The 21391-nt window shown below is 72.1% G+C and carries 21 protein-coding genes; 1 reads left to right on the forward strand and 20 read right to left on the reverse strand.

The features are described 5' to 3' along the window. Window positions 1-23 precede the first annotated feature (23 nt). From ABZZ04_RS18510 to ABZZ04_RS18575, 14 genes are all read right to left on the reverse strand, one after another. A complete protein-coding gene (locus tag ABZZ04_RS18510; protein ID WP_356933268.1) occupies window positions 24-1649 on the reverse strand; it encodes a YifB family Mg chelatase-like AAA ATPase in 1626 nt (541 codons plus the stop codon). Then, entirely contained in the window at window positions 1649-2008 is a 360-nt protein-coding gene (locus tag ABZZ04_RS18515) for a YraN family protein (RefSeq protein WP_356933269.1), read from the reverse strand. The genes ABZZ04_RS18510 and ABZZ04_RS18515 overlap by 1 nt, the downstream gene beginning before the upstream one ends. A 104-nt stretch (window positions 2009-2112) precedes the next feature. Then, the gene (locus ABZZ04_RS18520; protein ID WP_003965949.1) at window positions 2113-2421 is read right to left on the reverse strand and encodes a DUF2469 domain-containing protein; all 309 of its coding nucleotides are present in this window, start codon (window positions 2419-2421) and stop codon (window positions 2113-2115) included. Window positions 2422-2484: 63 nt separating this feature from the next. Further along, window positions 2485-2973 carry an NUDIX hydrolase gene (locus ABZZ04_RS18525; protein ID WP_356933270.1) on the reverse strand — a complete coding sequence of 163 codons (489 nt, stop codon included), beginning with the start codon at window positions 2971-2973 and terminating at the stop codon, window positions 2485-2487. Beyond that, window positions 2963-3703, reverse strand: coding sequence for a signal peptidase I (gene lepB, locus ABZZ04_RS18530; RefSeq protein ID WP_356933271.1), 741 nt, complete (start codon window positions 3701-3703; stop codon window positions 2963-2965). The genes ABZZ04_RS18525 and lepB (ABZZ04_RS18530) overlap by 11 nt, the downstream gene beginning before the upstream one ends. A gap of 51 nt (window positions 3704-3754) precedes the next feature. After that, entirely contained in the window at window positions 3755-4648 is an 894-nt protein-coding gene (gene lepB, locus ABZZ04_RS18535) for a signal peptidase I (RefSeq protein WP_356933316.1), read from the reverse strand. Continuing rightward, the gene (gene lepB / locus ABZZ04_RS18540; RefSeq protein ID WP_356933272.1) at window positions 4548-5630 is read right to left on the reverse strand and encodes a signal peptidase I; all 1083 of its coding nucleotides are present in this window, start codon (window positions 5628-5630) and stop codon (window positions 4548-4550) included. The genes lepB (ABZZ04_RS18535) and lepB (ABZZ04_RS18540) overlap by 101 nt, the downstream gene beginning before the upstream one ends. Further along, the gene (lepB, locus tag ABZZ04_RS18545; protein WP_356933273.1) at window positions 5623-6393 is read right to left on the reverse strand and encodes a signal peptidase I; all 771 of its coding nucleotides are present in this window, start codon (window positions 6391-6393) and stop codon (window positions 5623-5625) included. Before lepB (ABZZ04_RS18545) ends, lepB (ABZZ04_RS18540) begins: the two co-directional genes overlap by 8 nt. 45 nt (window positions 6394-6438) lie before the next feature. After that, window positions 6439-6789: a 50S ribosomal protein L19 gene (gene rplS, locus ABZZ04_RS18550; protein ID WP_352276324.1), complete on the reverse strand. Its 351-nt coding sequence runs from the start codon at window positions 6787-6789 to the stop codon at window positions 6439-6441. A gap of 160 nt (window positions 6790-6949) precedes the next feature. Continuing rightward, complete coding sequence (gene trmD / locus ABZZ04_RS18555; protein ID WP_356933274.1) at window positions 6950-7771, reverse strand: tRNA (guanosine(37)-N1)-methyltransferase TrmD; 822 nt, start codon at window positions 7769-7771, stop codon at window positions 6950-6952. Beyond that, window positions 7771-8355, reverse strand: a complete 585-nt coding sequence (gene rimM / locus ABZZ04_RS18560) for a ribosome maturation factor RimM (RefSeq protein WP_356933275.1) — start codon at window positions 8353-8355, stop codon at window positions 7771-7773. The genes trmD and rimM overlap by 1 nt, the downstream gene beginning before the upstream one ends. Window positions 8356-8434: 79 nt before the next feature. Beyond that, window positions 8435-8674, reverse strand: coding sequence for an RNA-binding protein (locus ABZZ04_RS18565; RefSeq protein ID WP_005311361.1), 240 nt, complete (start codon window positions 8672-8674; stop codon window positions 8435-8437). A gap of 2 nt (window positions 8675-8676) precedes the next feature. Then, window positions 8677-9117 (reverse strand): 30S ribosomal protein S16, encoded by a 441-nt coding sequence (gene rpsP, locus ABZZ04_RS18570; RefSeq protein ID WP_148839576.1) that lies wholly within the window; start codon window positions 9115-9117, stop codon window positions 8677-8679. Between the two features lie 157 nt (window positions 9118-9274). Further along, a complete protein-coding gene (locus ABZZ04_RS18575) occupies window positions 9275-9868 on the reverse strand; it encodes a hypothetical protein (protein WP_030928573.1) in 594 nt (197 codons plus the stop codon). A gap of 580 nt (window positions 9869-10448) precedes the next feature. On the opposite strand from ABZZ04_RS18575, the gene ABZZ04_RS18580 reads away from it, so the two are divergent. Further along, the gene (locus ABZZ04_RS18580; RefSeq protein WP_356933276.1) at window positions 10449-11309 is read left to right on the forward strand and encodes a methyltransferase domain-containing protein; all 861 of its coding nucleotides are present in this window, start codon (window positions 10449-10451) and stop codon (window positions 11307-11309) included. Between the two features lie 37 nt (window positions 11310-11346). On the opposite strand, the gene ftsH is transcribed toward ABZZ04_RS18580, so the two are convergent. From ftsH to ABZZ04_RS18610, 6 genes are all read right to left on the reverse strand, one after another. Further along, the gene (gene ftsH / locus ABZZ04_RS18585; protein ID WP_356933277.1) at window positions 11347-13263 is read right to left on the reverse strand and encodes an ATP-dependent zinc metalloprotease FtsH; all 1917 of its coding nucleotides are present in this window, start codon (window positions 13261-13263) and stop codon (window positions 11347-11349) included. A 305-nt stretch (window positions 13264-13568) separates the two neighbouring features. Beyond that, window positions 13569-15116 (reverse strand): signal recognition particle protein, encoded by a 1548-nt coding sequence (ffh, locus tag ABZZ04_RS18590; RefSeq protein WP_351831135.1) that lies wholly within the window; start codon window positions 15114-15116, stop codon window positions 13569-13571. 148 nt (window positions 15117-15264) lie between these two features. Then, a complete protein-coding gene (locus ABZZ04_RS18595; protein ID WP_356933278.1) occupies window positions 15265-17721 on the reverse strand; it encodes a [protein-PII] uridylyltransferase in 2457 nt (818 codons plus the stop codon). A gap of 29 nt (window positions 17722-17750) precedes the next feature. Beyond that, complete coding sequence (locus tag ABZZ04_RS18600; RefSeq protein WP_356933279.1) at window positions 17751-18089, reverse strand: P-II family nitrogen regulator; 339 nt, start codon at window positions 18087-18089, stop codon at window positions 17751-17753. Then, window positions 18086-19444: an ammonium transporter gene (locus tag ABZZ04_RS18605; protein WP_356933280.1), complete on the reverse strand. Its 1359-nt coding sequence runs from the start codon at window positions 19442-19444 to the stop codon at window positions 18086-18088. Before ABZZ04_RS18605 ends, ABZZ04_RS18600 begins: the two co-directional genes overlap by 4 nt. Before the next feature lie 381 nt (window positions 19445-19825). After that, window positions 19826-21301, reverse strand: a complete 1476-nt coding sequence (locus ABZZ04_RS18610) for a hypothetical protein (RefSeq protein WP_356933281.1) — start codon at window positions 21299-21301, stop codon at window positions 19826-19828. Window positions 21302-21391 lie beyond the last annotated feature (90 nt).

A 21391-nucleotide genomic window follows, 5' to 3' on the forward strand; every position in this document is an offset into this window, starting at 1 on the left:
CGGCCCGTCGGCCGTCCGCGGGGTCATGACGTCCCGGCCCGGGCCAGGGAACCCCGCGGCACCCCGGTGCGCAACTCCAGGGCCACCGCGACGTCGGACGCGTCCGGCCGGTCGGCGCCCCGCAGGTCGGCGACCGTCCACGCCACCCTGAGCACCCGGTCCAGCCCCCGGGCGGTGAGCATGCCCCGCTCCATGTCCCGCTCGGCCTCCAGGAGCGCGCCGGGTGCCGCCATCAGCCTGGTCCGCAGCTCGTGGCCGGGCACCTCGCTGTTGGTGGACCACCCCGTGCCCGCCAGCCGCTCCGCCGCGCGCGCCCTGGCCTCCTGGACCCGGGCGGCGACGGAGGCCGACGACTCGCCCCTGCCGCCCCGCGCCAGCAGGTCCTCGCGCTTGACCGGATCGACGACCACCTTCAGGTCCACCCGGTCCAGCAGGGGCCCGGAGAGTCTCGCCTGGTACCGCCTGACCGACGACGGCGGGCACTCGCAGCCGGCACCGCCGACACCGTGCCGGCCGCACGGGCAGGGGTTGGCGGCCAGCACCATCAGGAACTTCGCGGGCAGCCGGACCACCCCGGCGCTGCGCGCCACCACCACGTGCCCCGACTCCAGCGGCTGGCGCAACGCGTCCAGTGCCCGCACGGAAAACTCCGGCGCCTCGTCCAGAAAAAGAATCCCCCGGTGGGCCAACGAGACCGCGCCGGGCCTCGGCAGCCCGTTGCCGCCGCCGACGAGGGACTGCATCGTCGCCGAGTGGTGCGGCGCGCAGTACGGCGGGCGGGACACCAGCGGCTCCCCCGGCGGCAGGATGCCCGCCACCGAGTGCACCGCGGTCACTTCCAGGGACTCCTTCCTGGTCAGTGTGGGCAGGATCGCCGGAAGCCGCTCGGCCAGCATGGTCTTGCCCGCGCCGGGCGGCCCGGAGAGCAGCAGGTGGTGTCCGCCCGCCGCGGCCACCTCCAGGGCCTTGCGGGGCCGCTCCTGTCCTGCCACGTCCGCCAGGTCCGGCGCGTGGCCCTCGCCCGTCCCGGTCCCCCGGGCGAGCCCGGTGCCGATGCCCGCGCCCGGCACCATCAGCCCGGCCAGCATCGTGTCGGGGCGCCCCTCCTCGTGTTCCTCCCGCTCGTCGGGCACCGGCTCGTCGCAGAGCACGGCGATCAGCTGCCGCAGGCTCCGCACCCCGAGGACGGCGATCCCGGGGACCAGCGCCGCCTCCCCCGCGGTCTGCTCGGGCACGACCACCTGGCGGTATCCGGCCTCCGCCGCGGCCAGCACGGAGGGCAGCACGCCCCGCACCGGCCGCACCCGACCGTCCAGACCCAGTTCCCCGATCATCACCACATCGGCGATGGACGCCGGATCGATCCGCTCCGCCGCCCCCAGCACCGCACAGGCGACGGCGATGTCGAACCCCGAACCGCCCTTCGGCACGGAGGCCGGCGACAGGCCCACCGTGAGTTTCTTCTGCGGCCACTCGGCCCCGGAGTTCACGACCGCGGCCCTGACCCGGTCCCGGCTCTCCACCAGGCTCTTGTCCGGCAGCCCCACCAGGGTGAACGCCGCCACCCCCGCCTCCAGGTCCGCCTGGACCTCCACCACCACGCCCTCGACGCCGACCAGTGCCACCGAGCAGGCCCGTGCGAACCCCATCAGGCCACCCCCCGGGCGTGCTCGGCGACGGGTGCCCCGCGCCTGGGCAGCACCACCCCGACCAGGTCGATCCGGACCCCGCCGGGCGGCGGGCCGCCGTGCCGGTCGAGCCAGATCCCGGCCAGCCTCCGCAGCCGCCCCGCCTTGACCGGGGTGACGGCCGCCATCGGATGCTCGAAGGCCCCGGCCCTGCGGGTCTTCACCTCGCAGACCACGAGGACGTCGCCGTCCATCGCGACGATGTCGATCTCACCGGCGCGACAGCGCCAGTTCCGTTCCAGTACGGACATGCCGGCTCCGGCCAGCAGCCGTACCGCCAGATCCTCGCCGTACCGCCCGAGTGCCCCCCGTGCGTTCATTCGGCACCACCTCCGGGACCGACTCTGACGCGTTCGGTCCCGGCTTGTGGATCTTGGTGGACAACTCCGGAGTTGTGGATATCCCGGCCACCCGGGAGGCGGAATCAGCCCCCCGGAAGTTCGAGGTCGCTCTTGTTCAGCTCCTCGATGTTGACGTCCTTGAACGTCAGCACCCGTACCTGCTTGACGAAGCGCGCGGGCCGGTACATGTCCCAGACCCAGGCGTCCGCCATCGACACCTCGAAGAACACCTCGCCCTGGACCGAGTGCACCTGCATCTCGTAGTCATTGGTGAGGTAGAAGCGCCGTTCGGTCTCGATCACGTATTTGAACAGACCGACGACGTCTCGGTACTCCCGGTAGAGCTTCAGCTCCATCTCGGTCTCGTACTTTTCGAGGTCCTCGGCGCTCATTGGCATGTTCCCCTTCAGCCGTGCGTGCCCCCATTGTGCGCCAGGCACCGGCCCCCCGGGTGCTCAGGCGATTTCGGGGTCCAGAACCAGCGGCGCACTCGGGGGACCCTCGTCGAGCAGCGTGCGCAGCAACTCGGCGAGCCTGGTCGGGTACACCGTCTCACGCGCCGCCGACAGTTCGTCGGAGGTCCACCACCTCAGACCCGCGACGCTGCGCCGTTCCAGTCCGGTCTGACCGCTGGTGTCCGTGGCGGTCTGCTTCGTGCGGGCCAGGAAGTACCACTCGTCCTGCTCCCAGCGCCGGCCGTCGAACGGGAACGAGCACATCCGCCGCCAGAGCAGCGGGCCCAGTTCCGCATCGGCGATCCCGGTCTCCTCCACGAGCTCGCGCAGCGCGGCTTCTTCCCGCGTCTCGTCGCCCTCCAGACCGCCGCCGGGGGTGAACCACCAGGTGCTCTGCGGATCGTCCGGTTCGAAGCCGTGCATCAGGAGGATCCGGTCGTCGGGGTCCAGGAGCACCACCCGGGCGACCTTCCGTTTCTCAACGCGCACCGGTGGCCGTCCTCTCACGCCCCCTGCGCGCCGCACGCGCCGCGACCGGGCCGTACGCCGCACCTCCCAGGATGAGCACCACGCCCACCCCGACGGCGGTGAGCTGGAGCTTCAGCGGGCCCGGCGACGACACCCCGCCGGGGAAGGCGGCGAACGCCTGCGGGCGCTCGATCATGCCGTCCATCGGCCAGGCGATGGCGTCCACCCTGGCCTGCACCGAACCGCGCGGGACGGAGCCGTGGCCGGGGTCGGTCAGGTGGACCCTGGAGTCCAGCGAGGACCTGCGCTCGTCCCCCAGCAGGAAGAGCTGCCCCTGGGGCACCTCCGCCGTGAAGTTCTCGCCCGAGGCCGGGTCCTTCGCCCGCAGATACGATTCCTCGACGGGCTTGCCGTTGACCGTGAGCCGACCGTCCTTGCCGCAGCAGGCGATCCTGTCGCCGCCGACCCCCACCACCCGCTTCACCATGGGCATGTCGCCCCAGGCCGGGTCGGTGAAGATCACCACGTCGCCGCGGCGCACCTCGTCGCCGTCGATCCGCTGCGCGAGCACCCGGTCGCCGGCCTGCACCGTGGGGGTCATCGAGTCGGTCGGCACCGTGTACGGCTTGTACACCACCGCCGCCCATGCGAACCCGCCGAGAAAGAGCACACAGCCGACGGCCACGGCCAGCCCTGACAGCATGCTGCCGAGCCGACCGCGGCCGTCTCCCGTACGTCCTGTTCCACTCATCCCAGCGCCCCCCGCATCGGAGATCGACAATCGCTGATCCGAGTCGGCACCCTACCCGGCGGTACGCCCGCCGGTCAGCCTCCTGCGACGCCACAGCACGAGCGGCAACGCCCCGGCCACGCCCAGTGCTCCCGGGGCCAGTCCCATCGCCGCGTTGATCCCCGGCTGCTCGAAGGTCTTCGGGATCGGCAGGGTCGCCCAGCGGTTGATCGGCCACGCCACGACGACGGCCCGGCCGACCACCTCGTCGTTGGAGACCGTGCCGTTGCCCGGCAGCTCCTGGTGGTAGCGGGAGTCGAGGGAGTTCTGCCGGTGGTCGCCCATCACCCAGATCCGGCCCTCGGGCACCTTGATCGGGCCGAACGGCTCGTCGTTGCAGGAGCTGTTCCCCTCGAAGATGTACGACTGGTCGTCCAGGGCCTTGCCGTTGACCGTGACCGGGCCGTTCTTCTTGCACTCCACGACGTCGCCGCCGACCCCGATGACCCGCTTGATCAGGTCCTTCTCCTCGGCGGACGGCATCAGTCCGATGAAGCTCAGGAACTTCTGCACGGCGTTCGGCTCGGGAGTCTCGGTGTTCTCCAGCCAGCCGCCCGGGTCGTGGAAGACCACGACCTCGCCGCGCTCGGGCTCCGCGCCGAACCACGGGGTCAGTTTGTCGACCAGCACCCGGTCGCCCCGCTGGAGCGTGTTCTGCATCGAGTCCGAGGGAATCGAGAACGCCTGCACCAGGAACGTCTTGATCAGCAGCGCGAGAACCAGCGCGATGCCGATGAGCAGGGGCAGCTCCTTCCAGAAGGAGCGCGGCTTCTTCTGAGCCCTGCCGCCGTCCGGAGCGTCCGCGTCACTCTGCGCGCGGTCCGCCGCTCCGGCGGACTCGACATTGTCCGGATTGCCCGGCCGGTCCTCGGGTTCGTCGTGTCCGGATCGTGCGCCGACCGCCAAATCCCCCACATCCACTCCTTACTCCGTGCCACCGCCCGCGACCCAGCCGGTGCAGGCCCACCACTCCCATAACGAGCGGGAGTTCCGCAGGGGTCGGGAGAGGGATCATTCCATTGAGATTCCGGGACGACACACTATGCGACGGGCCCGATGCGGCGGCCGTCCCGGCGCGCGCGTCCGGGATCGAACCGAATGTGGCCGGTTCCTCCAGTTTCCGCCAGTGGGAGAAGGGCCAGGCGATCACCACGGCTTGCCCCACGACCTCGTCCTCGGAGACCGTGCCGTGTTCGGGCCCGTCCAGGTGATAGCGCGAATCGGCCGAATTGGACCGGTGGTCGCCCATCACGAAGATCCGGCCGGGCGGAACCTTTACTTCGAATTTGATGAGGGAGGGCGGGTTCCCGGGGTGCAGATAGGGCTCGTCCAGCGGTACGCCGTTGACGCTGACCCGGCCGTCCTTGCCGCAGCACTTCACCGTGTCGCCGCCCACCGCGATCACCCGTTTGATCAGGTCCTGCTCGTCGTCGGAGGGCAGCAGGCCGACGAAGGTCAGCGCCTGTTTCACCTGTTTGACGACGACGGGCGGGTCCTCCTTGTCGGCGTTCTCCTGCTGCAGCCAGCCGCCCGGGTCCTTGAAGACGACGACGTCGCCGCGCTGGGGCCGGGAGCCGAACCAGGGGGTCAGCTTGTCCACCAGCACCCGGTCACCGATCCGGATCGTCTGCTCCATCGATCCCGAGGGGATCACGAACGCCTGCACCAGGAAGGTCTTGAGCACCAGCGCTATCAGCAGCGCCACGGTGATGAGCAGCGGGATCTCGCGCAGGGCCGACCTGCGCCGCCGCCGCTTGACCCTGCGGGCCAGCTTGCGCCGCTCCGCCCTGGTGGGCAGGGAGCGCGCGGTCCTCGGTCCGTCGCCGTCCGCCGGTGGTGTTCCGGCTTCGGGCTCGGGGCCGCCCCGGCCGCGGCCGCGGTTACCCATGACCCCTGCCCGGCGCGCGTACCGCGCCGAAGGCGGCGCTGTCCGGCAGCGAGCCCAGCCGGCTCGGCGGCCAGCCGATCCAGTCCACCCGACCGATCACCATGTCCACGGGAACCATGCCACCGCCCGGCTCGCCCAGGTGGTCGCGCGAGTCGCGGGAATTGCTCCGGTGGTCGCCCATCATCCACAGCGTGCCGTCGGGGACGACGATGTCGAAACGGGCCCGGGAGGGAGCGTCCCCCGGGTACAGGTAGTCCTCGACCACCGCCCGGCCGTTCACCTCGACCCTGCCCCGGCTGTCGCAGCACACCACCCGGTCTCCGCCCACGCCCACCACCCGTTTCACGTAGTCGGTCTCGGCGGGCTGCGCCAGGCCCAGGGACGAGGCCACCGAGTGCGCCATCCCGGCGACGGGATTCTCCTGCGGGGCCTCCTGCACGAAGGACCCCGTACCGTCGAAGACCACCACGTCGCCGCGGTGCGGCACCGCGCCGAAACGGTACGCCAGCTTGTTCACCAGCACCCGGTCCCCGACCCGCAGCGTGGGCTCCATCGAGCCGCTCGGGATCAGGAAGGGCTGCACCACGAAGTGGCTGAGGAGCAGCACGAACACCGTGCAGACGGCTCCGAGCACGGCGGTGCGCCGCCAGGTCATCCAGCCACCCGACCCCGCCGGAACACGCAAGGAGCGCGACCGCTCCTCCGTACCCGGGTCGGGTTCGCAGGCGGGGTCGCGCTCCGAGGGCTTTGCTTCCGTGTCCATCGAGGCCAGAGCCTATCCGGCGGACCTGTGGACCAGGGAGTCAGCTCAGTTGTCGCGCTTCTCCTTGATCTTCGCGGCCTTGCCGCGCAGCTCACGGAGGTAGTACAGCTTGGCGCGACGGACGTCACCGCGGGTGACGAGCTCGATCTTCTCGAAGATCGGGCTGTGCACCGGGAAGGTGCGCTCGACGCCGACGCTGAAGGAGACCTTGCGGACCGTGAAGGTCTCGCTGACGCCCGCGCCCTGGCGGCGGATGACGACGCCCTTGAACTGCTGGATACGGGAGCGGTTGCCCTCGATCACTCGGACGTGGACGTTGACGGTGTCACCGGGGCGGAACGACGGGACGTCGGTACGCAGCGACGCGGCATTGACGTCGTCGAGCAGGGAAGCCATGTTGTCTGCTTTCTTCGCCGATGCCACAGGTCATCGACGGGACTAGGAAGGAACGGAGGTGCTGATCGCGTCGGGCGGGCGTCGGGACCATCCCCGCACGCGCGGGGACGGCCGGGGTTCCCCCTGTGGCAGGGGCGCACGCCGGACGTACAGCAGCGGCCTATTCTTCCACGGCTCGGGGCCTGCGCCAAAATCGGCCGTCGGGCCCCGGCGACCAGCCGAGGATGGAGAGCATCTCGCGGTCCTTCTTGTCGAACCCCGCGGCGTCGCAGCGCTCGATCAGGTCGGGCCGGTTGAGGGCGGTGCGGCGGAACGCCTCGTCCCGCCGCCAGCGGGCGATCTTCCCGTGGTGGCCGCTGAGCAGCACCTCGGGGATCTCCCTGCCGCGCCACACGGGCGGCTTGGTGTAGACGGGGCCCTCCAGCAGGTTGGCCATCGCGCCGGGGGCGAAGGAGTCGTCCCGGTGCGATTCCGCGTTGCCGAGCACGCCGGGCAGCAGCCGGGCCACCGCCTCCGTGATCACCAGCACCGCGGCTTCCCCGCCGGCCAGCACGTAGTCGCCGATGGAGACCTCGACGACCGGCATCCGGGTCGCGTACTCGTCCATCACCCGCCGGTCGATGCCCTCGTAGCGGGCCGGCGTGAAGATCAGCCACGGCCGTTCGGAGAGTTCGACGGCGAGTTCCTGGGTGAACGGGCGGCCGCTGGGCGTGGGCACCACCAGCACCGGGGAGTGCGCCCCGGCCTCGTACCCGCCCGCCAGGGCGTCGTCCAGCGCCTCGCCCCACGGCTCGGTCTTCATGACCATGCCCGGACCGCCGCCGTACGGGGTGTCGTCGACCGTGTTGTGCCGGTCGTACGTCCAGTCGCGCAGGTCGTGCACGTGGACGTCGAGCCGGCCGCGCGCGCGGGCCTTGCCGACGAGCGAGACGTTCAGCGGTTCCAGGTACTCCGGGAAGATCGTGACGACGTCGAGGCGCATCAGGCGTCCTTCCCCGGGCCGGGCTCCCCGTCGCCCTCTCCGTCCTCGCCGCGCGAGGAGGCGATCACGGCCTGGCTCTCGTCGATCAGCCCCGGCGGCGGGACGATCACCGCGCGCTGCTCCTCCAGGTCGATCTCGGTGACGATCTCCTCGACGAACGGGATCATCACCTCGCTGCCGTCCGGCCGTTCGACGATGAAGAGGTCCTGGGAAGGCAGGTGCGTGATCTCGGAGATCCGGCCGACGACGGTGCCGTCGGCCAGGACCACGTCGAGGTCCATGAGCTGGTGGTCGTAGAACTCCTCGGGGTCCTCGGGGAGTTCGTCCGGGTCGACCTCGGCGATCAGCAGCGTGTTGCGCAGGGCCTCGGCAGCCGTACGGTCGCGCACGCCCTCGAAGCGCAGCAGCAGCCGTCCGCTGTGCACCCGCCCGGTCTCGATCGTCAGCGGTCCGGTCCCGGCCGGTTCGGTGGCGAGCACGGCTCCGGGCGCGAGCCGCAGTTCCGGCTCGTCCGTACGGACCTCGACGGTGACCTCGCCCTTGATGCCGTGGGCACGGCCGATCCGTGCGACTACCAACTGCACCTTGTGTCTCTCCTGTCATACGACGACGGGCCGGGGCGGGCTCATGGCCCTCCCCGGCCCGTGCCGGTGTTCAACTCTGTCAGCGAACCTGGTCCACATCGACGAGGTCGACGCGGATGCCGCGGCCGCCGATGGCGCCCACGACGGTACGCAGCGCACGCGCGGTGCGGCCATTGCGACCGATCACCTTACCGAGGTCGTCGGGGTGGACCCGGACCTCCAGCACGCGGCCGCGGCGCAGGTTGCGCGAGGCGACCTGCACATCGTCGGGGTTGTCGACGATGCCCTTCACGAGGTGCTCGAGAGCCTCCTCGAGCATGCTCAGGCCTCGGTCGACTCGGCGGAAGCAGCCGCGTCAGCAGCCTCGTCCGCCTTCTTGTCGGACTTCTTCGCCTTCTGCGTGATGGCCTCGCCCTTGGACTCTTCGCCGTCCTGGGTCAGGGCCTCGAACAGGGCGCGCTTGTCCGCCTTGGGCTCCGGCTGCAGCAGCGGCGCGGGGGCCGGGAGACCCTTGTGGGCCTGCCAGTCACCGGTGAGCTTCAGGATCGCGAGAACCGGCTCGGTCGGCTGGGCGCCGACGGACAGCCAGTACTGCGCACGCTCCGAGTTGACCTCGATGCGCGAGGGGTTCTGCACCGGGTGGTACAGGCCGATCTCCTCGATGGCCCGGCCGTCACGGCGGGTACGGGAGTCGGCGACGACGATGCGGTAGTGAGGCGAACGGATCTTGCCCAGACGCTTCAGCTTGATCTTGACTGCCACGGGAGTGGTGTCTCCTGGTCTATGACGTGGTTGGGCACAACGAAGATGCCACGTGGGGTTGCGGTACTCGGGTGCCCGATGGACGCGTCAGCCGGAGGAGAGAGGGGTCCTGTGCGACTGTCGAGTACAGCTAGCCATTGTGCCACACCACATCGGGTCACCCCACCGCGACCGCCGCTTCCGGAATGCGGAACGGCTTTCCGCACCCTCCGCAGACGATCGGCGCCTGCGCCAGGACCGACGGGACCACGCGCACGTTGCGACCGCAGTCGCAGACGGCCTTGACCCGGACGCCGCCGCCGGAGGAGCCGTGCCGGGCGGCCGGCCCCCGGAAGGAGCGCTTGGTGTCGGCGGCGGTGGCGACCGTGTGCGCCTTGAGGGCGCGCTGAAGCCGCTCGATCGTCGGCCGGTAGCGGCGCTTGGCCTCGGGATTGAGCGTGACCAGTGAGAAACCGCTGCTGGGATGCGGCTCCTCGGCGTGGTCCAGGCCCAGCTCCTCGGCGATCGCGAGGAATCTGCGGTTGTGGTAGCGGCCGGCGCGGGAGGTGTCGCGTACACCTCGGGCGGCGGCGATGCCGTGGACTGCTTCGTGGAGCAGTCGCTCGAAGGAGAGCTCGGCGCCGCAGGCGGACGAGGACTCTCCGATCAGGGACTCGGGCGCGGCCAGATCCGGCAGCTCGGGGTGGTACCGCTGAATGTCGGCCCACGCCTGCGCCAGCTCTGCGGCAAGTACAGGTGGTGTCGTGCTCACGTCGTGACAACGAGCGCGAGTGCCCCGGTGTTCCGATTCCGGGCCATCCCAAATAATTTGCACGTACCAGTCAGTTGCTGTTCATGTGCCCCGACGAGGGCGGGTGCGCCGATCTGCGGAGAAGCCGCGCAGCTCGCACCAAGGTGGTACGTAGCGACGCGTACGTCCGGACGCGTGGGCGACCGCCGCGCACCGGGGCACCGCACGCTCCCCGGGACGGGTGGGGCGTCGGTGGACACGGGCCGCCGGAGCGACCCTACCGGGCGCATGGTCCGAATCGGGCACCACCCCCCGCTCCCCGGCCCGCGGTGCTCGACGTGCCCGCCCGGACGTGTCGGGTGAGACTGGGGCGAGGAGCGGGAGACGGGCGTCCGGCGCCCGCCCGTCCGGCACGGGCTCCCCCTCCGGTCCCCCGGGGCGCACCACCGCGGCAGGCGGTTCCCGCCCGCGGCTCCCCGGGCACGGCAGCCGCCGCGCGGCACTCCGGCACACGGGGAAGCGGCACACCCGCGCACGGCGGCATCCACTCGGGCACGACCGATCGGGCACGACCGACCTCTCGGCGGATTGGGGCGCTTCCATGACACCAACGCTCGTCCGGCACCACGACCGTCCGCGGACCCTCACCCGGACGGCCCCCGACAGCCGGGCCCGGGACTGGGCCGAGATCCAGGAGCGGATGCTGGCACCGCTGTACGAAGCGGTGTACGAGCGGCTGGAGGTGGGGTCCGGCACCCGGCTGCTCTCCCTGGGCTGCGGCTCCGGTCTCGCGCCGCTGATGGCCGCCGGCCGGGGTGCGCGGGTCACCGGGGTGGACACCGACTCCGAACGGCTGGCGCTCGCCCGGACCCGGCTGCCCGACGGGCCCGGTGGCGGCTGCGGTTCCCCGGCCGGGGGGCCGCGGTTCCTGGAGGGCGGTCCGTCCGCTGCTCCGCCGCCCGACGGGACGCCGTACAACCTGCTCACCGCCTTCACCCCGATCGGCTGCTCGTTCGACGACGGCGAGGGGCTGGTGGCCGCGCTGCGGTCCGCGGTGCCGCTGGCCGCGCGGGGCGGTGTCGTGGTGCTGACCGGGTGGGGGCCGCCGGAGCGGTGCACGGCGGCGCCCGTGCTGCGGGTGGCCGCGCGGCTGGCGGACGGGGGCCGGGCGTCCCGGGCGGGCGACTGGCGGACGGCGGGACGGGACGATCTGGAGGACGTGGCGTTCCGGGCCGGTCTGCATCCCGACGGCTCGGGCCGGGTGGCGTGCCCGTTCGGGTACGCGGACCTGGACAGCGCGGTGCGGGGGCTGCTCTCCACCCGGCTCTTCGACGCGGCGGCACGGGTGACGGACCGGCCCCGGGTGGAGCGGGAGGTCGCGAAGGCCCTCCGTCCGCACCGGCGCCGCGACGGGTCGGTCTGGCTGCCGAACGTCTTCCGCTACCTCGTGTGCACCATCTGAGCGCGCCGCCCCGTGCGCGCCGCCGGGGCGGGGGCCGCTACTTGGCGAGGCGGGGGATGCCCGCCGCCCGGTACGCCTCGGCCTCCTCCAGCGTCTCCTTCTCCAGCAGCGCCGCGGCCAGCGCGTCCAGCCGTTCCCGGTTCTCGCGCAGGAGCCGGCGGGCCACCTCGTAGCACTCGTCGACGATGCGCCGCATCTCGCCGTCCACCGCGTCGAGCGTGGCGGGGGCCGCCGACAGCCCGTACGCCTGCTGGGCGTCGCCGGGGATCGCCGTCAGCCTGCCCACCTTGTGGCTCATGCCCCAGCGGCCGACCATGCCCCGGGCCAGGCTGGTGACCTGTTCCAGGTCGCTCTCCGCGCCGGTGGTGATCATTTCGAAGACCACCTGTTCGGCCGCCATGCCGCCGAGCGCCCCGATGATGCGGCCGCGCAGGTACTCCTCGGTGTACGCGTACTTGTCGGCGTCCGGCGTCGAGAGGGTGACCCCCAGGGCCCGGCCGCGCGGCACGATGGTGACCTTGCGGACCGGGTCGGCGCCCGGCTGGAGCATACCGAGCAGCGCGTGGCCGCTCTCGTGGTACGCGGTCCTGCGGCGTTCCTCGTCGGACATGACCAGTGAGCGCTCCGCCCCCAGCTGGACCTTCTCCAGGGCGTCGGAGAAGTCGGCCCCGTCGACCTCGGTCCGGCGGCGCTTGACCGCGAGCAGCGCGGCCTCGTTGGCCAGGTTGGCGAGGTCGGCGCCGGTCATGCCTGGGGTCGTGGCGGCGACCTGGGCGAGGTCCACATCGGCGGCCAGCGGGATCTGCCGGGTGTGGATCTCCAGGATCGCCTCCCGGCCGTTGCGGTCCGGCGGGCTGACGTGGACGATCCGGTCGAAGCGGCCGGGCCGGGTGAGGGCGGGGTCGAGGACGTCGGCGCGGTTGGTGGCGGCGAGCACCACGACGCCCTCCGAACCGGAGAAGCCGTCCATCTCGGTGAGGATCTGGTTGAGCGTCTGCTCGCGCTCGTCGTGGCCGCCCATGCCGGAGCCGCCGCCGCGGGCCCGGCCGATGGTGTCGATCTCGTCGATGAAGACGATGGCGGGGGCGACCTTGCGCGCCTCCGCGAAGAGTTCCCGCACCCGGCTCGCGCCGACGCCGACGATCATCTCGATGAACTCGGAGGCCGACGCGGAGAAGAACGGCACCCCGGCCTCCCCTGCGACGGCCCGTGCCAGCAGCGTCTTGCCGGTGCCGGGCGGCCCCGCGAGCAGCACGCCGCCGGGCATCCGGGCGCCCATCCTCCGGTACGCCTGCGGGTTCTTCAGGAAGTCCACGACGTCGTTGAGCTCGCCCTCGACCTCGTCGATCCCGGCCACGTCCTTGAAGGTGGTGCGCCTGGCGCCCTCCAGCTCGACGGGCTTGGGCGGGGTCTTGCGTCCGAGGCCGCCCATCCCGCCGCCGCCCATGCCCCGGGCCATCCGCCGGGCGATGAACACCCAGAGCAGGACGAGGAGCAGCATGGGCGCGAGCGAGATCAGCAGGTTGGCGAGGAAGCTGCGCTGCTGGACGACCGGTTCGGCGGTGACGGTGACGTCGTCCTTGACCAGTTCGGCCCAGAGGTCGTCGTCGGCGAAGGCCGGGCGCTGGGTGACGAACTTGGTGTACTTCTCGTCGGTCCCCGGGGCCTTCGCCTCCTTCTTGAGCTGCCCCTGGATGGCGTCGCCCTTGGAGTAGATCTTGGAGACGTTGCCCGCGGTTACCTGCTTGCTGAACTCCGTGTACGCGATCGTCCGCTGCTCCTCCCCGTTGAAGAAGGACAGCACCAGATTGGCGATCAGGTAGACGGCGAGTGCGGTCAGCAGCAGTCCGCCCCAGCCTCCCGGCATCTTCCGGCCCGGCTGCGGGGGCGGCGGTGCGCCCTCGGAGCGCCAGGGCTGGTCGGTTCGGTCGCGGGGAGGTACGGGATTGGTCACGCGCGCTCCTCTGCCGACAGCCGTTGGAAGCGACGTTAAGGGAGGAGTGCGGACGAAGCCCTTCCAGGAGCCGCGCGCTGGGCCCTTGGAGGGACGGGCGTACGGCAGCCGTGGCCCGGTTCCCGGGCCCGGAGACGCCCGAGGGGGCGCCCGCCGGAAAGCGGGCGCCCTCTCGGGAACGTCGTCATCGGGCCGGTGGCACCGATGGGACCGGCGAAACCGGTGCGGCCGGTACGGCCCGTGAGGCCGGTACGGCCCATGGAATTCGTGGGACCCATGGAGTCCGTGCGGCCGGTGGGACCGGATCAGCCCATGAACTTCTTGAACTCGTCGGGCAGCTCGAAGTTCTTGTCGTCCTGCGCCGGCAGCCCGAGCGCACCGCCCTGTGCCGCCTGCGCCCGGCGGGCAGCCGCGGCCTGCTCCTCGGCCTTGCGCTTCATCGGGTTGCCGCTCTTGCGCTTGCCCTTGGCCTGCTTGACCTGCTTCTTCTGCCGGCCGGGGCCACCGCCCATGCCCGGCATCCCGGGCATTCCCGGCATGCCGCCGCCCTGGGCCATCTTCGACATCATCTTGCGGGCCTCGAAGAACCGCTCGACGAGGTTCTTCACCGCGGAGACCTCGACCCCGGAACCCTTGGCGATACGGGCCCGGCGCGAGCCGTTGATGATCGTCGGCTCGGCGCGCTCCTTCGGGGTCATCGACTTGATGATCGCGGCGGTGCGGTCCACGTCGCGCTCGTCGATGTTGTTGATCTGGTCCTTGATCTGCCCCATGCCGGGCAGCATCCCGAGCAGCTTGGAGATGGAGCCCATCTTCCTGACCTGCTCCATCTGGGCCAGGAAGTCGTCGAGCGTGAAGTCCTTGCCCTTGCTGGACGCCAGCTTGGAGGCCATCTTGGCGGCCTCTTCCTGGCTGAAGGTCTTCTCCGCCTGCTCGATCAGGGTGAGCAGGTCACCCATGTCGAGGATGCGGGACGCCATGCGGTCGGGGTGGAAGGCGTCGAAGTCGTCGAGCTTCTCACCGTTCGACGCGAACATGATCTGCTTGCCCGTGACGTGGGCGATCGACAGGGCCGCACCACCGCGGGCGTCGCCGTCGAGCTTGGAGAGCACCACGCCGTCGAAGCCGACGCCGTCGCGGAACGCCTCGGCGGTGTTGACCGCGTCCTGGCCGATCATCGCGTCGACGACGAAGAGGATCTCGTCGGGGCTGACGGCGTCGCGGATGTCCGCGGCCTGCTGCATCAGCTCCTGGTCGATGCCGAGGCGGCCCGCGGTGTCGACGATCACGACGTCGAACTGCTTGGACCTGGCGTGCTCGATCGAGTCCTTGGCGACCTGGACCGGGTCGCCGACGCCGTTGCCCGGCTCGGGGGCGTACACCGCCACACCGGCGCGGTCGGCGACGACGCTGAGCTGGTTGACGGCGTTGGGGCGCTGGAGGTCGCAGGCGACGAGCAGCGGGGAGTGGCCCTGGCCCTTGAGCCAGCGGCCGAGCTTTCCGGCGAGGGTGGTCTTACCGGCACCCTGGAGGCCGGCGAGCATGATCACGGTCGGCGGGTTCTTGGCGAACCGCAGCCGCCGGGTCTCGCCGCCGAGGATGCCCACGAGCTCCTCGTTGACGATCTTGACGACCTGCTGGGCCGGGTTGAGCGCCTGGGAGACCTCGACGCCGCGCGCCCGCTCCTTGACGTTGGCGATGAAGGCGCGCACGACGGGCAGCGCGACATCCGCTTCGAGCAGGGCGATACGGATCTCGCGAGCCGTGGCGTCGATGTCCGCCTCGGACAAGCGGCCCTTGCCCCGGAGGTTCTTGAAAGTCGCGCTAAGGCGGTCGGAGAGAGTATCGAACACGGCGCTCGTCGGTCCTCAGGGTCGGGGGCGGTATGGATCGCTCCCTAGGGTATCCGGCCCGGGCGGGGAGCCGTCCTCGCCGGTACCCGCCGGCCGGACCGGACGATGCTCCCCGGGAGCGGGAGCGCCCGGCCCCGGGCGCCGCTCCTCACCGCAGCGCGTCCTCGATGTCCCTCGCCAGCGCGGCCGCCTCGGCGTCCGGCAGCGGCGTGCCGTCCCGGCGCGTGACGTAGACCGTGTCCACCGCGTTGGCGCCCAGCGTCGACACGTGCGCGCTGCGCACCCGCACCCCGCCGCGCTCCAGCGCCCGGCCGATCCGGTGCAGCAGCCCCGGGGCGTCCTGGGCCCGCACCTCGATCACCGTCGCCAGCTTCGATCCGGCCGCCGCGACGGTCACCCTCGGCGGCGGGGCCTTCGTCCCGCGGCGGCGCGGGTGGGCCGCCTCGCGCTCGGCGAGGCGGGCCCGGATGTCCAGGGAGCCGTCCAGGGCCCGTACGAGGTCGGCGCGGAGCCGGTCGGCCTGCGGCAGGGAGCCGTACTCGGCCGCGACCCGCCAGCTGAGCAGCAGCAGGTCCGCCGGTCCGTCGCCCAGTCCGGTGGGGAGTTCCACGGCGCGCAGGTCGGCGGAGCGCACGGTGAGGCGGTGCAGGGCGAGGACGCCCGCCGCGGCGGGCAGCACGCCGGGGCGGTCGGGCAGGGCGATGTGGAGTTCGACGCCGACGGGTTCCGGTTCGCCGTTCTCGTCGCGGGTCCCGGCCCGGGCGTGCAGGGCGAGGACGGGGCCGCCGGTGCGGAGGGCCTCGACGGCGAGGCGTTCCTGTTCGGCACCGGTCCCGGCGGGTTCCGGTTCCTCCGGGGCCCGTCCGGCGAGCACCGCGGCGACGCGTGCGACGAGGTCGGCGACGAGGGAGGCGCGCCAGGTGGACCAGGCGGCGGGGCCGGTGGCGAGCGCGTCGGCCTCGGTGAGCGCGTGCAGCAGTTCCAGGGTGCCGGTCGTGCCGACGGCGGTGGCGACGGCACGGACGGTCGCCGGGTCGTCGAGGTCGCGGCGGGTCGCGGTCTCGACGAGCAGCAGGTGGTGGCGCACGAGGGTGGCGACGATGTCCGTTTCGTGCCGGTCGAAGCCGATCCGGGCGGCCGTGTCCCGGGCGATGACCTCACCGGCCTCGGCGTGGTCGCCGGGCCAGCCCTTGCCGATGTCGTGCAGCAGCGCGGCGACCAGGAGCAGGTCGGGGCGGCCGACGCGGCGGGCGAGCGCGGAGGCGCGGACGGCCGTCTCGACGAGGTGGCGGTCGACGGTCCAGGTGTGGACGGGGTTGCGCTGGGGGCGGCAGTGGACGCGTTCCCAGTCGGGGAGCAGCCGGGTGATCAGCCCTTCGGCCTCCAGCGCCTCCCAGACCGGCACGGTGGCCTCGCCCGCGCCGAGGAGGGTGACGAGTTCCTCGCGGGCCTCGGCGGGCCAGGGCACCGGCAGCGGGCCGGAGGCGGTGGCCAGCCGGCGTACGACGTGGCGGGAGAGCGGGAGTTCGGACTGGGCGGCCGCGGCGGCCGCGCGCAGGACCAGCACGGGGTCGCGCTCGGGGCGGGCGGTGCGGGCGAGAACGGCCTCTCCGTCGGCCTCGACGACGCCGTCGGCGAGCGGGACGCGTTCCGGGTCGGCCGCCCGGCCGCCGCCCAGCACGGCGCGCAGCCGGGGGCGCGCGGAGCGGGCGCGCAGGACGCGGGAGACCTCGCGCCAGGTGACGTCGGTGGCGTACGAGACGGTCCGGGCGGCCTCGTAGACCTGGCGGAGCAGGGTGTCCGCGTCGAGGAGGCCGAGGGCCTCGGCGACCTGGTCCTGTTCCTGGAGGGCGAGGCGGTCGGTGGCGCGGCCGGTGGTGAGGTGGAGGGCGTCGCGGGTGTCGAGGAGGACGCGGCGGGCCTCGGCGAGGCCCTCGTGGGGGGCGTCGGCGACCCAGGAGGCGGCGATCGCGCGCAGGGCCGTGAGGTCGCGCAGTCCGCCGCGGGCCTCCTTGAGGTCGGGTTCGAGGAGGAAGCGGAGCTCGCCCCGGCGCTCGGCCCGTTCGCGGCAGAGTTCGGCGAGGGCGGGGAGGCGGGCGGGGGCCCGGTTGCGCCAGTCGGCGAGGGTCGCGGTGCGCACGGCGGCGACCAGGCCGCGGTCCCCGGCGACGGGCCGGGCGTCGAGCAGTCCGAGCTGGACCTTGAGGTCCTCGCCCGCCGCCCTGCGGACCTCGGCGGGGGTGCGGACGGAGTGGTCGAGGGCGAGGCCGAGGTCCCAGACGGGGTACCAGAGGCGGTCGGCGAGGGCGGCGACGGCCGCGGGGTCGGCCCTGCCGTCGTGCAGGAGCAGCAGGTCGAGGTCGCTGCGCGGGGAGAGTTCGCCGCGCCCGTGGCCGCCGACGGCGACGAGGGCGGCGCCGCGGACGCCGGTCTGTCCGGCGGCGGTGTCGAACAGCGCGGTGAGCCAGTGGTCGGTGAGCGTCGCGAGGGCCGCGCGGCGCGACGGCCCGGACCGCGCCTTCCCCTGGAGGAGGCGCAGCCGGGCCGCCGCGTAGCCGCCGGGTTCCGAGGTGGTGGGTTCGGGGGTGGTTCCGGTGCTCGTCACCCGGCTGCCTTTCGTCTCGGGACCGTCGGTCAGAGTGCGTCCGGGCCGCGTTCGCCGGTGCGGACGCGGACCGCGGTCTCGACGGGCACGCTCCAGACCTTGCCGTCGCCGATCTTTCCGGTGCGGGCGGCCTTCACGACCACGTCGATGAGCTGTTCGGCGTCCTCGTCCTCGACGAGTACCTCGATCCGGATCTTGGGCACGAGGTCGACGGTGTACTCGGCGCCCCGGTAGACCTCGGTGTGGCCGCGCTGGCGTCCGTATCCGCTGGCCTCGGTGACCGTGAGGCCGTGGATCCCGAAGGCCTGGAGGGCTTCCTTGATCTCGTCCAGCCGGTGGGGCTTCACGACTGCGGTGATGAGTTTCATGCGTCCACCTTCTGGTTCTTCGTCCTCGCCGCTGCCGTGCCGCCCTGGGCGGTGCCCGTGGTGCGGGGGGCGGTGCCGCCGCCCGCTCCGCTGAAGTCGTACGCGGTCTCGGCGTGCTCGACCCGGTCGATGCCGGAGACCTCGTCGTCCTCGGTGACCCGCATGCCGATCGTCCGGTCCAGGAGGAGGGCGAGGAGCGCGGAGACGACCAGGGAGTAGGCGAGGACGGCCAGGACGCCGACGGTCTGCTTGCCGAGCTGTTCGAGGCCGCCGCCGTAGAAGAGGCCCTTGGCCTCGGACTGGACGCCGCCGGTGGCGAAGAGCCCGACGAGCAGGGAGCCGGCGATGCCGCCGACGAGGTGGACGCCGACCACGTCCAGGGAGTCGTCGTAGCCGAACCTGTACTTCAGCCCGACGGCCATGGCGCAGAGCACCCCGGCGATCGCGCCGACCGCGATGGCGCCCAGCGGGCTGACCGCGCCGCCGGACGGGGTGATGGCGACGAGTCCGGCGACCGCGCCGGAGGCGGCGCCGAGGGTGGTGAAGGAGCCGTGCCGGAGCTTCTCGTAGCCGAGCCAGGCGAGCATCGCGGCACCGGTGGCGACCTGGGTGTTCACGAACATCACCGCGCCGACGCCGTCGTCGTTGCCGAGCCAGGAGCCGGCGTTGAAGCCGAACCAGCCGAACCAGAGCAGTCCGGCGCCGAGCATGACGAGCGGCAGGCTGTGCGGCCGCATCGGGTCCTTCTTGAAGCCGACCCGCTTGCCGATGACGAGGATCACGCCGAGCGCCGCGGCACCCGCGTTGATGTGGACGGCGGTGCCGCCGGCGAAGTCGATGACGCCCATCTCGAAGAGCCAGCCGCCCGCGCCCCAGACCCAGTGGGCGACGGGGAAGTAGACGACGGTGACCCAGAGCGCGATGAACAGGGCCCAGGAGGTGAACTTGACCCGGTCGGCGAGGGCGCCGCTGATCAGTGCCGGGGTGAGGACGGCGAACATGAGCTGGAAGACGGCGAAGACGTAGACCGGGATCGTGTAGCCGTCCCAGAGCTGGGTGACGCCGATCCCGCTGAGGCCCAGGTAGTCCGGGTTCCAGCCGACGACGGAGCCGACGTCGGTGCCGAAGGCGACGGCGAATCCGTAGAGCACCCACAGGACCGTGACGATGCCGAGGCTGATGAAGCTCATCATCAGCATGTTGAGGGTGCTCTTGACGCGGACCATGCCTCCGTAGAAGAAGGCGAGGGCCGGGGTCATGAGCATCACCAGGGCGGAGCAGATGAGCATGAAGCCGGTGTTGGCTGCGGACAGCGTCGGCGTGTCCGCCGCAAGCGTCGTGATGCCTGGGGGCATCGGCGTCTCCTCGTCGTCGGGGCGGCCGCGTACGGGCGTTCGGAGCGGCGCCACGTGCGGGACCACTGGGAAGACCCCTGGGGAAGGGTGCGGGCCGGTTGTGGTCCCGAGATTCGCCCGGCACGGTTTCCACCGATGCCGCACGGTGTTTCGCGGGGGTGACGAAGAGGTCCGGGGTGTTACGTCCCCATGAACCGGTGGTGGCTTGTCCCCGGGCCGGGGCCGTGCGGTGTCCCGGGCCGCATACGGTGCGCCCGCGGCCCTCCGGTGCGGGGCGGTGACGCGAACCGGCCACGCCGACCACCCGCTGACCTGGCCATGGGGGGAGCCGAAGTCGGTCTTGTGCGGGGTGGTCGTCGTGGCCGGGGTCCGGGGTGCCGGTCAGACCGCTTCCGCGGTCTCCGGCAGCTGTTCGGTGAGGAGTTCGGTGATCCTGGCGACCTCGGAGATGTCCCCGAAGTCCCTGGCGGCGGTGTCGACGGTCTTGCGCAGCCGGGTGTTGACCCGTTCGGAGCGGACCTTCTTCGCGACGAGCAGGGCCTGTTCGGCCAGCAGCGTGGCCTGCTCGGGCTCGCGCTTGAGGAGGTGGACGGTGGCGAGGCCGATCAGGTTGAGCGCGTACGACCGCTGGTGCTCGTCGTCCTCGCCGAAGAGCTGTACGGCCTTCTCCATCAGGGGTTCGGCGAGGGTGGCGTACGTGGGGCTGCGGCCCGCCACGTAGGCGAGGTCCCGGTAGGAGTGGGAGTTCTCGCCGTTGAGCTCGGCCTCCGAGAAGAAGCGGATCCAGTCGGGCTCGGGCTCGCCGTCGATGCCCACGTCGAGGAAGGTGTCCTCGGCCATCCGGACGGCTCGTTTGCACTTGCTGGGCTGGCCCATGTTGGCGTACGCGCGGGCCTCCATCGCATACAGCATGGCCTGGGTGCGCGGGGTGGCGCAGTCCCGGCTGCCGTACTGGGCGAGGTGGATCAGTTCGAGGGCGTCGTCGGGCCGGCCGAGGTGGATCATCTGGCGGCTCATGCTGGACAGGATGTACGAGCCCAGCGGTTTGTCACCGGCCTCCTTGGCGGCGTGGAGCGCGAGGACGAAGTACTTCTGGGCGGTGGGCTGGAGGCCGACGTCGTAGCTCATCCAGCCCGCCAGCTCGGCCAGTTCGGCGGCGCACCGGAAGAGGCGTTTGGCGGTGGCTGCGGGCTGGGGTTCCTGGAGCAGGTCGGTGACCTCGTGGAGCTGGCCGACGACGGCCTTGCGGCGTAATCCGCCGCCGCACTGCGCGTCCCACTGGCGGAACATCGCGGTGGTGGACTCCAGCAGGTCGAGCTCGGGCCCGGAGAGCCGGGAGGGGCGGCGGGCCACGGCGGCCGGCTCGGGTTCCGTGGCGGGAGCGCCGGCTACGGGCACCAGCCAGCGCTGCATGGGCTCGATCAGGGCGGGTCCGGCGGCCAGGGCGAGCGAGGAGCCGAGGAAGCCCCGCCGGGCGAGCATGAGGTCGCTGCGGGAGAACTCGCTGAGCAGGGCGACCGTCTGCGGGCCGGCCCAGGGCAGGTCGACGCCGGACACGGACGGTGACTGGTGCGCGGAGCGCAGCCCGAGGTCCTCGACGGCGACGACGGAGCCGAAGCGCTCGGAGAAGAGCTCGGAGAGGATGCGCGGGATCGGTTCGCGCGGCTGCTCCCCGTCCAGCCAGCGGCGCACCCGGGAGGTGTCGGTGCTGATGTGGTGGGCGCCCATCTGGCGGGCCCGGCGGTTCACCTGCCGCGCCAACTCGCCCTTGGACCAGCCGCTGCGCACGAACCACGAGGTCAACTGCGCGTTGGGGCGCTTACCGGTATGCGTACCGCCTGCGCCGCTGCCACTCACTGGAACGCCCCCATCCCGCTGGAAACTGTCGCGCGAACCTTTACCAGATGCCCTGAGCCGATGCCGCCCATGCGGAAGTCGCGCACCGTC

Source organism: Streptomyces sp. NPDC006435, assembly GCF_040612315.1.
Lineage (GTDB): Bacteria > Actinomycetota > Actinomycetes > Streptomycetales > Streptomycetaceae > Streptomyces.

What these genes read in the sequence shown, in the direction of transcription:
- ABZZ04_RS18510 (WP_356933268.1), bottom strand. Translation starts at nt 1,649, where the DNA reads ATGGGGTTCGCACGGGCCTGCTCGGTGGCACTGGTCGGCGTCGAGGGC.
- ABZZ04_RS18515 (WP_356933269.1), bottom strand. Translation starts at nt 2,008, where the DNA reads ATGAACGCACGGGGGGCACTCGGGCGGTACGGCGAGGATCTGGCGGTA.
- ABZZ04_RS18520 (WP_003965949.1), bottom strand. Translation starts at nt 2,421, where the DNA reads ATGAGCGCCGAGGACCTCGAAAAGTACGAGACCGAGATGGAGCTGAAG.
- lepB (WP_356933271.1), bottom strand. Translation starts at nt 3,703, where the DNA reads ATGAGTGGAACAGGACGTACGGGAGACGGCCGCGGTCGGCTCGGCAGC.
- lepB (WP_356933272.1), bottom strand. Translation starts at nt 5,630, where the DNA reads ATGGGTAACCGCGGCCGCGGCCGGGGCGGCCCCGAGCCCGAAGCCGGA.
- lepB (WP_356933273.1), bottom strand. Translation starts at nt 6,393, where the DNA reads ATGGACACGGAAGCAAAGCCCTCGGAGCGCGACCCCGCCTGCGAACCC.
- rplS (WP_352276324.1), bottom strand. Translation starts at nt 6,789, where the DNA reads ATGGCTTCCCTGCTCGACGACGTCAATGCCGCGTCGCTGCGTACCGAC.
- trmD (WP_356933274.1), bottom strand. Translation starts at nt 7,771, where the DNA reads ATGCGCCTCGACGTCGTCACGATCTTCCCGGAGTACCTGGAACCGCTG.
- ABZZ04_RS18565 (WP_005311361.1), bottom strand. Translation starts at nt 8,674, where the DNA reads ATGCTCGAGGAGGCTCTCGAGCACCTCGTGAAGGGCATCGTCGACAAC.
- ABZZ04_RS18580 (WP_356933276.1), top strand. Translation starts at nt 10,449, where the DNA reads ATGACACCAACGCTCGTCCGGCACCACGACCGTCCGCGGACCCTCACC.
- ABZZ04_RS18600 (WP_356933279.1), bottom strand. Translation starts at nt 18,089, where the DNA reads ATGAAACTCATCACCGCAGTCGTGAAGCCCCACCGGCTGGACGAGATC.
- ABZZ04_RS18605 (WP_356933280.1), bottom strand. Translation starts at nt 19,444, where the DNA reads ATGCCCCCAGGCATCACGACGCTTGCGGCGGACACGCCGACGCTGTCC.